This window comes from Pseudomonadota bacterium (assembly GCA_030860485.1).
In the GTDB taxonomy this organism is placed as follows: domain Bacteria; phylum Pseudomonadota; class Gammaproteobacteria; order JACCXJ01; family JACCXJ01; genus JACCXJ01.
Window position 1 is genome coordinate 25,463 of record JALZID010000290.1, and the last position, 9,394, is coordinate 34,856.

The 9,394-nt window shown below is 61.2% G+C and carries 4 protein-coding genes and 3 pseudogenes; 4 read left to right on the forward strand and 3 right to left on the reverse strand.

Annotation, left to right across the window (positions count from 1 at the left end; all coding sequences use genetic code 11):
- Positions 1-24: 24 nt before the first annotated feature.
- On the forward strand, positions 25-924 hold the full coding sequence (locus M3461_18035; protein ID MDQ3776109.1) for a hypothetical protein: 900 nt from the start codon (positions 25-27) through the stop codon (positions 922-924).
- 160 nt (positions 925-1,084) lie between these two features.
- Here M3461_18035 and M3461_18040 read toward each other — a convergent pair.
- Positions 1,085-1,896: pseudogene (locus M3461_18040) on the reverse strand (reverse transcriptase domain-containing protein).
- A 306-nt stretch (positions 1,897-2,202) separates the two neighbouring features.
- Here M3461_18040 and M3461_18045 point away from each other — a divergent pair.
- Both M3461_18045 and M3461_18050 read left to right on the forward strand, forming a co-directional pair.
- Positions 2,203-2,442: an addiction module protein gene (locus M3461_18045; GenBank protein MDQ3776110.1), complete on the forward strand. Its 240-nt coding sequence runs from the start codon at positions 2,203-2,205 to the stop codon at positions 2,440-2,442.
- Entirely contained in the window at positions 2,420-2,725 is a 306-nt protein-coding gene (locus tag M3461_18050; GenBank protein ID MDQ3776111.1) for a type II toxin-antitoxin system RelE/ParE family toxin, read from the forward strand. The genes M3461_18045 and M3461_18050 overlap by 23 nt, the downstream gene beginning before the upstream one ends.
- A gap of 126 nt (positions 2,726-2,851) precedes the next feature.
- On the opposite strand, the pseudogene M3461_18055 reads toward M3461_18050, so the two are convergent.
- Together M3461_18055 and M3461_18060 are read right to left on the reverse strand one after the other, a co-directional pair.
- Positions 2,852-4,293: pseudogene (locus tag M3461_18055) on the reverse strand (efflux transporter outer membrane subunit).
- 1 nt (position 4,294) lies between these two features.
- Positions 4,295-7,160: pseudogene (locus M3461_18060) on the reverse strand (efflux RND transporter permease subunit).
- A gap of 566 nt (positions 7,161-7,726) precedes the next feature.
- On the opposite strand from M3461_18060, the gene M3461_18065 reads away from it, so the two are divergent.
- Positions 7,727-8,734, forward strand: a complete 1,008-nt coding sequence (locus M3461_18065; GenBank protein MDQ3776112.1) for a transporter — start codon at positions 7,727-7,729, stop codon at positions 8,732-8,734.
- Positions 8,735-9,394: the final 660 nt, after the last annotated feature.

Consider the following 9,394-nt stretch of genomic DNA (forward strand, 5'->3'; position numbering starts at 1 on the left):
TCTACTTCGCGTTAGAACTCATCAATGGAAGAGGATGCAATAGAAGCGGAAGTAAAGCAGGCATGGCGATCTCACCGCGACACATCGCCCTCCGTACGGCGAATTAACGTTCGTCGGCTACTATTTCAAGCTGAATGTCAAGCCAAGCGGGATATCGCAGCGCACCTGTCTCTCGGCGTGGATCTATTGCTCGAAGCTCTCCAGGTTCTAATGCAGCTGCGGCAGATTCAAACGAGGAGAGCGAAAAGGAAACTGCACCTCCCCAATTTGGCGTTCTGGCTTTTGGTTGATCGCCAGATTGGCCTTGTTTGCTCAATCTATCGTCTCATAACAAACGGTCTTGATGAACCGGCACGCGTCTTAGGTAGAACTTTGCTGGAAACGACGGAGCTGAGCGTAGCAGTTCTGTATGACACAACACTCGCCGAAGGGTACGCGAGCGATGAAGACTATGACGCAAACCAATTCTGGGTCGACCGCATATCACGAGGGAAGGTTACGCGTCTCGTTAAGACCGCCATGATGACTCTTGACGCGGATGAGGAAATGGCGAACGACCTGCTAGCTCTTCGTCGTGACGTAAAGCAACGTTTCTCGGGCTCTGTTCATTCAAGCTTTACATCGAGTTTTCATTCTTCGCTCGTTGTTTCATTAAGTAGCCCTGGACGTTTGGCTACCAATACATTAGGACACGTCAGTGCTTTCACCCCATCCTTATGCGCTGCGGTGATTCATGAAGTCCATTTTTTCGTAGTTTTCGTAGTTAGGTCCATCCTAAAGCGCCCCAACGAAACCGTCCTCAGCGATGTCCTACCCGATGAAGCCGCTTCATTCATGGTGGCGGCCGTCGTTTTCCAAAATCTTGTTCAGAAGTATGAACAGAGGCTCCACGATGTCACTGACAGGATACTGGATGAGCTCTAATCGGGTAGCCGGGGGTGTTTAGCCCCCAGCCCCCACACCACCTAGCATGCAGGTCCGCACTAGGCGGTTCGCAAAAGTGGAGCACACGATGACATCAGGTATAGCCGTGGGCACGCATCCAAAGCGCACGGACGGATATCAAGCCCTGGCGTTTCAGTCAATCATTCGTCATCCCGGTCTGTGTCGCCAAGGTCTTAGACAGGTGCCAGTAGCTTTTGCTGCTAAGCGCCGCCAGGATCGCGTGACGCTTACTCGTCCCCAACGCCAGAAGATTGCGGACTTTGGTGCGCACCCAGCGCCACTGCTTCCAGTAGCACATACGGATGCGCCTTCGGATCCACGAGTCGATTTCCGGTATGGGTCGGTAGTAATCCGAGATGCCGAAATAGTTCACTCGGGACGTCCGTGTCCCTCGCTCTGCGGGCACCTTGGGATGTGTGAATCGGCTTTCCTGCCGATTCGTCATCCAGCCTCTGACATAACGCGCGAGCCGGTCGAGCCGATAGGCCATCGAGACGCCCCAGCTCCGTCCGGTGAGTTTCCGGACGTTATGCTTGAAGTCGGCGAAGGCTTGGTGGGACCATCGCAGTTTCGTTTCTCGAAAGGTAACCCCCAGGAACTCACAGTCACTGGTCTTGACCACTCGGCTCTTCTGTTCCGCACCCTCCCTGGTGCGGCCCCTTCGGGCAACCTTCGGTTGACCCCTTTCGCTCCCGGCGAAAGGGTGACCGCGAGTTTCAGCTCGCGGATCAGGTACCGCGTAACACTGGCCTTGACACGTTCACCGGTGCGAGGGCTCTTGACCAGGATAAGCAGGTCATCGGCATACCTGGCAAACCGGTATTCACGCCGTTCCAGTTCCTTGTCGAGGCCATCCAAGAGGATGTTGGCGAGCAACGGGGAGAGCGGACCACCTTGCGGCGTGCCAAGCTCCGTTGCCTGGATGATGTCCCCCACCAGCACACCCGCCCGCCGCGCCTCGGCTCCCCCGGTCGGGCTCGTCGCCGAAGGCGAGTGCATCACGGCTCCTCCTTGTGCTTTCGTGTTCGGCCCTTCACCGTCGACATGGTCCTCAGTCCGGCTCCCGTGGCCTATCCCGGCCGCATGCCAGGCAGATCTCCCCGCGTCGCTTAGTGAGAAAAAGGGGCCAGGATCGATTAATGTCAGCGATACCTAATGCGCCGCAGCCGACGCCGTGGATCGCCGCTGCCTTTCCAAACCCTCTTGTCCGGCGCGGCTGATCTTGTTTTGTTTGGGCATCTAAGAGGAGATGGCATAATGGCTAGATCAGTTGTGGATTTTTTTGACGAAGCATCGAAGCTTGACGAACACGACCGGGCCACATTAGCGGGCCTATTGCTAGAGAGCATTGAGCACGAACCAGACCCTGACGTCGAGGAGGCGTGGAAGCGCGAGATTGCGCGCAGAATAGGGGAGCTCGATTCTGGCTCTGTTTCCTTGGTCCCCTGGGAAGAGGTGAAGGCGAAGCTGTTCCGTGCAGCGAGCGACGAATCTTGATTGTGCGCTTTCACCGCGCTGCCGAGGCAGAGCTTTTGGAAGCTCGGGCTTGGTATGCGGACGAAGCGAAATTGCAGCAAGAGCGTTTGCGACGGAGTTCGCTTGGGCTGTACGGGAAATCTGCAATGCACCGGAACGTTGGAAGCGCGCCGATTATGCAACGCGTCGGTTCATGCTGCCGAACTTTCCATTCAGTATCGTCTATCGAGTGCAACAGGATGCGGTGGAGGTCGTCGCGGTGGCCCATCACCGGAGGCGGCCTGGCTACTGGCGTGGTCGTTAATCCGTGGCCCAACTAATCGCGAACCGGACGCCGGAACCGTCGGCGTTTTTCTTCAGCGTCCTGGGCGGCGGCGGTTAGCTCAGGCGTTGGGCGTAACGAGAAATGAACGCCAAAGAGGCATACGAGTCAACGCCGTGGTACATCCACGGGTCGCGGCGGTCTTCCCGCCAGCTTGTCCGCCTCGGTCACCCAACCCCCGCCCATGGCCTTGTAGGTGTTGATGAGGGCTTGGATGACGTCGTTTTGTGTCTGCGCGTGGGACAGCTCGGCGTTGAAGAGGCTGCGCTCAGCATCGAGCACCTCCAGATAGCTCGTATAACCGCCCTCGAAACGAAGGCGTGCCAGCCGCGCGTAATGACGCAATGCGTCGATCTGGCGCGCCTGGGTGGCGAGCCGCTCGCGCGATTTCCGGTGGCCGATGAGCGCATCGTCCAGCTCGCGGAAGGCATTTTGAATGGCTCGCTCGTAGGCCACGAGGAGCTGTTGTTGCTGCGACTCGGCCTGCTCGACCGTGCCCTCGATGGCGCCGGCGGTGAAGATGGGACCGACGAGGCTGCCCGCGAACTGCCAGGTGTGGGCGGAACCGATGAAGAGATCGGAAAGCTCCACGCTCGAAAAACCGAAGAGCCCCGTGAGTGTGATCCTCGGATAGTACAAGGCTCGCGCCGCCCCGATGCGGGCGTTGGCGGCGATGAGGTTTTCTCCGCCTGGCGCAGGTCCGGCCGGCGCGCGAGTAGCTCCGAGGGCAGTCCCGCAGGCACCTCGGGTAAGGCCAGCTCATCGATAGATCTGGCGCGCCGGATCAAACCCGGGTCGCGTCCTAATAGCACGGACAGGGCGTTCTCGTTCTGGGCGATGGCCGTCTCGATCTGCGGGATGGTGGCCAGCGCGGCCTCGTATTCGGAACGCACCTGGGCCAGCTCGACCTCGGACACGACCCCGCCTTTGAAGCGCTTCTCGAAGAGCTGGAGCGCATCCTTGCGGGTCTTGACGGTGCGGTGCGCGATGTCGAGTTGCTTGTCGAGGTTGCGCAGATTGACGTATCCGCCCGCCACGCCCGAGACGAGCGTCAGGATCACCCCGCGCCGCCCCTCCTCGCTCGCGAGCAACTCTGCGCGCGCGGCCTCGGAGAGACGCCGGATCCGGCCCCAGACATCGAGCTCCCAGGTCACGGTGAAGAGGCTGTCGTAGAGGCTCTGGGGGTTGTCCATGCCTGGAGAGAGGGGCACCGGCCCGACCTCGGTGGAGCGCAGGCCCGCGGCGCTGACGCTGTAGCCGATCTGAGGGAACAGATCGGCGCGCGTGCTGCGGAAACGCCCCGCGAACTCCTCGATGCGCGCCGTGGCGATGCGCAGGTCCTTGTTCTCGACGAGCGCGATGCGGATCAGTTCCGCTAGCACCGGGTCGCGAAACTGGGTCCACCACGCGGTGTTGGCGAGATCGCGCGCCTCGCCCTCTTCGAAGCGGAAGGTCTCCGGGAGATCGAGCCCGGGCCGCACATAATCGGGGCCGACGGTGCAACCCGAGAGCAGCACGGCCCCGGCGAATGCGAAACGCCGCACGCGCATGTCAGTGCACATCGGTGCGCGGTGCGGCCGGGCTCGCGTGCAGCGCCCCACCTCCCCCCTCGGCCGGCTTGGCCACGGCCGCCTGACCGGAGAGCTTTGCGCTCAGGCTCCCGATGAGGTAATAAAAGAGCGGCACGAAGAACAACGCGAGCGTGGTCGCACCGACCATGCCGCCGATGATGCCGGTGCCGACCGAGTGGCGGGCGTTGGCCCCGGCGCCGGCGGCGATAGCGAGCGGCACGCAACCCAGGATGAAGGCCAGCGAGGTCATCACGATGGGCCGGAACCGGAGCTTCGCGGCCTCGATGGCGGCCTCCCGCACCGTGAGCCCTTCCTGATGCTTGAGCACCGCGAACTCCACGATCAGGATGGCGTTCTTGGCCGCGAGCCCGATGAGGGTGACGACTCCGATCTGGAAATAGACGTCGTTCTCGAGCCCTCGGAACCAGATCCCGACGAGCGCCCCGAAGACGCCGAAGGGCACGGCGGTGAGCACCGAGAACGGCAGCCCCCAGGACTCGTACTGGGCGGCGAGGATCAGAAACACGAACATCAAACCGAAAGCGAACACGGTCACCGATGAGCTGCCGGCCTTTTTTTCCTCGAAGGCCTGGCCGGCCCATTCCACGGTGTAGCACGCGGGCAGCACCTCGGCCGCGACCTCCTCCATCGCCATCGCCCGAATCGCCTGGCCGGTGCTGAACCCGGGCGCCAAGTCACCCATCACCTTGGCGGCGAGAAAGTTGTTGAAGCGCGCCACCAGATCGGGACCAGTCTTGTCGCCCGTCTTCACCACCACGGACAGCGGCACCATCTGCCCGTCGCGCTGGCGTACATAGATGTTCTGGATATCCTGGGGCTCTCCACGGTATTGCGGTTCGGCCTACAGGATCACGTGCCACACGCGGCTGTACTTGTTGTATTGGCTCACATAGAGCGAACCGAAGAGCGTCTGGAGCGCAGCGTAGACCTCTTGTACCGGCACGCCCAAGGTCTCCGCCTTTTCGCGATCGACATCCGCGAAGAGCCGCCGTGAGGCGGCGTTGAGCGTGGTGTTGAGGTCGGCGAGCTCGGCCTTGGCGATGAAAACGCGGGTCGCCTCTGCGAGCTCGGTGACGCCCCCCTGCCCGCGGCTCTGGATCCAGAACTCGAAACCGCCCTGGTTGCCGAGGCCCGGGATCGCCGGCGGGTTCAGGGGCACGATGATCCCTTCCTTGATCGCCCGCAGCTTGGGGAGGGTATGGTCGAATACCGCGAAGGCCGACAGCCCTCGCCTTGGCGCTCTGCGAAGTCCTTGAGCGCGATGAAGAGCGTGCCGGCATTGGTCTTGTACTGGCTGTCGAGGAGGCTGTAGCCCGGGGGCGCCGAATAGTCCTTGACCGCCGGCTCCTCGGCGAAGATCTCCGCCGCCCGCCTGGATACGGCCTCGGTGCGATCCAGGCTCGCCCCATCCGGCATGATGACCGCCGCGAGGAGATAGCCCTGGTCTTCCTGCGGAACGAAGCTGCCCGGGATGGCGCCGAAGAGGTGCCAGGTGGCGTACAGCATGGCGCCAAAGACAACAACGAGATGAGCACACGCTTGACGGCCGCGTGCACCCCGGCGCCGTATCGATCGGTGAGCCACGCGAAGGAACGGTTGAACCACCGGAAAAAGCCCTTGCGTTCGCCGTGGTGGGGCTCGAGCATGAGCGCTGCGAGCGCCGGGGTGAGGGTAAGCGCGACGAAGCCCGACAGCGCGACCGAGACGGCGATGGTGACCGCGAACTGCTTGTAGAGCTGGCCGGTGGTGCCGCTCAATACCGCGGTCGGCAGGAACACCGCGCAGAGCACGAGCACGATCGCGACCACCGGCCCGCTGACCTCGTCCATCGCCTGGAACGCCGCCTCGCGTGCCGAGATGCCAAGCTCGGTCATCTTGTGCTCGATGGCCTCGACCACCACGATGGCATCGTCCACCACGATACCGATCGCGACCACCAGGCCGAAGAGCGTCAGCAGGTTGATCGAGAAACCGAGGATGCTCATCCCGATGAAGGTGCCGATGAGGGAGACAAATACCGCGATGGTCGGGATTACGGTGGCGCGGAAGCTCTGTAGGAACAGATACACCACGAGCACCACGAGCACCACGGCCTCCAGGAGCGTATGGATCACCTCCTCGATGGAGGCCTCGACGAACTTGGTGGTGTCGAGCGAGAGGGTATAGTCGAGACCCTCGGGAAAGCCCTTTTTCAGCTCCGCCAGGCTCTTCTTCACCGCTTTGGCAACCTCCAGGGCATTGGCCCCGGGTTGCTGGTAGACCGCGATCAAAGTGGCGGTCTTGCCGTTGAGATTAGTGCGGAGGAGATAATCCTTCAAACCGATCTCGGCACGGCCCACATCCTTGAGCCGCACGATCGCCGTCCCTTTCGGATCGGCGCGCAGGATGACGTTCTCGAACTCGGCAGGCTCGGTGAAACGACCGCGTGTGACCACCGGGAAGGTCATTTCCACGGGCGCCGCGGTCGGCGACTTGCCGATCGAGCCCGCGCCGAATTGTTGGTTCTGAGCCGCCACGGCACGCTGGATATCGCTCGGGGTGATGCCGAGCGTGGTCATGCGATCGGGCTTGAGCCAGATCCGCATCGCGAGGTCCGGCACCCCGAAGATCGCCGCCTGGTTCGCGCCCGGGATACGCTTCAGCGCATCGAGCACGTAGAGATCGGTATAGCTCGCGACATAGCGCTCGTCGTAGCGCCCGTCCGGCGAGTAGCCCCGATGATCAATAGAAACGTCGACGAGCGTTTTTCCACCTTGACGCCGGTGGCCTGCACCGAGTGCCGGCAGGAACGGCAGCGCTAGGTTCACCCGGTTCTGGACCTGCACCAAAACACCGTCAGCGAAAACATCGCGGACATGATCCCATTGATCAATCGCTTCTCTGAGAGACCGCTCATATATAACGTCGCATGGAAGACTCTTGTCTATATTGTTATTGCATTACTTGTCCGCTACGTCGAGCACCTCATTCCCTTCATCCGGGAGCATGGCAGCCTGACCGTCGCAAACCGCCAACTACTTCATGAGGTCGTATGGCCTCATTTCTGGGCGATTCAGATATGGTTTCTGGTACTTTTTTTCTTCTATTGCGCTCTCAGAGAACTCGTCCGTGTCATTGGCAAAGATCGCGTCATTCACATCTTTTTCGGGGCTCGCGGGGCACATAGTGTTTAACAGGACACGGCGGTTGACCCCGAGTCACGACCTGGTGTACCTTGGAGAGGAAAGCGGGTTGCTGGATTCCCGCAGCCGTGAACGTACGCATGGCGTCGATCCAGGCGTCTACTCAAAGCGGAAGATCAGGTGCATTGACCAATGCAGTGGCTTACTCTGATTTCTGAGAATCCCCTTGGGTAAGCTTTCCGAAGCATCCAACCGAGGAGATCAGGGCCATGAACAAACGCATTCGACTTCTGACCGCAGGCGCGGCGATCGCCGGCGCCGGCAGCGTCTGGGCCGGCGAGCTCGGCCACTACGGGCCCGGTCTCGCGAACATCCGTGATTTGGCCGTTCCGGAGCCCGGGTTCTATGGCCTCCTCTACAACTATTTCTACAATACGGACACCTTGAAGAACCGCAACGGCGATGAGGTCAATACCCTTTCGGGCACAGGGCCACTGGGGGGCACGACCACCGTGACCGTTGATCCCGATATCGATGTCTACGCGCTGGTTCCCACCTTTGCGTGGGTGAGTCGCTGGCAGGTACTGGGCGCGCGCTATGCGGCCTTCATCGCACTCCCCTTCGCGGACAACAGCGTACAGGTCAATTTGAGTCGGGCGCGTGCGGGCAGGTTCCTTGACAGGGAGTTCAGCACGAGCCTGGAAGCCGACACGGACTTCGGTTTCGGCGATCTGTTCGTCCAGCCGGTATGGCTGGGATGGAGCGGGAAACACTACGACATCGCGGCCGGCTATGGCTTCTATGCGCCGACGGGAGAAGACGGGCTCAGCCTCGAGTTCTGGGAGCACCAGTTGCAGGTCGCCGGGACCTGGTATCCATTTGACCAGCGCGGGACGGCGATCATGCTGGCGAGCACCTTCGAGATCAACCACGAGAGGGAGGATGCGGACATCACTCCGGGGGAACGTTTCACCCTCAACTGGGGCATCAGTCAATACCTACCGCTCAACAAGGAGCAGACTTGGCTTGCCGAGATCGGCACCAGCGGCTACAGCCAGTGGCAGGTCGAAGAGGACTCGGGATCCGATGTGCCGCAGATCCGCAGACTCAACCTGCAACTCGATGCGAAAGACGAGGTCCACGCCGCGGGCATCCAGGCGGGGCTCACGTTCGTGCCGTGGAAGGCCGCGCTGACGGTTCGCTACCAGTGGGAATTCGATGCCGAGGCGCGGTTTGAAGGAGAAAACCTCGTGGTGACCCTGGCGAAGGGATTCTGAATCTCCGTGTTTCGCGTCGTCGCGCGCTGCGCCGATGGATGTCACGATCCGCGTCGGTGGGCAGGCGGTGGCCAAGGGCCGCTTGCCGAAGACGGCGTTGATCGGCTGGTCGGGGATCTCCCTGATCTCTTACCGGAAGGCCGCCTATTAACGGGCGAGCGCAAAGGCCATATCTCGAGTGCGCCATTGGATCAACGATTTTCGAATCGGTTATAGTCAAATAGCGCCGCTTCGATGGGTGCCCAACGTCGATACGCGGCATGCACGGCGTCACTGTAAGACCAAAAACGTGTCATGGGTATACTCTGCCAGCCCGGTGTCGATGATCAGGCTGGGTTGAGGAACGAAACCCGGCCTTGGCGCGGATATGCTGGGTATCGCTCGGCTCGTCCCAGCTCTCCCACTGCGAAAGTTCCGTCGGTTCACAGCCAGAATCCCGCAGGCGCTCGAAGAACCAGAATGCCGCCAGCGTTCCCATCGCCCGTGCTTACTTGCTGAGGTCTTCGAACGTCTTGGCAAATTTGGCGATGGGGTTGCTCAGGCAGTATTCGCGCACCTTGTCGGTGATGGCCGCGTTCTTGTCGAGATCCAGCGTCGTGCGATTTGCCTTGCCGTTGATGTAGCCGTGCATGTAGGCCATTGAGAGCTCACGCCCGCGAT

Excerpts from the sequence above, each read along its gene's own strand:
- M3461_18045 (MDQ3776110.1), top strand. The coding sequence starts at position 2,203 with ATGGCTAGATCAGTTGTGGATTTTTTTGACGAAGCATCGAAGCTTGAC.
- M3461_18065 (MDQ3776112.1), top strand. The coding sequence starts at position 7,727 with ATGAACAAACGCATTCGACTTCTGACCGCAGGCGCGGCGATCGCCGGC.
- M3461_18035 (MDQ3776109.1), top strand. The coding sequence starts at position 25 with ATGGAAGAGGATGCAATAGAAGCGGAAGTAAAGCAGGCATGGCGATCT.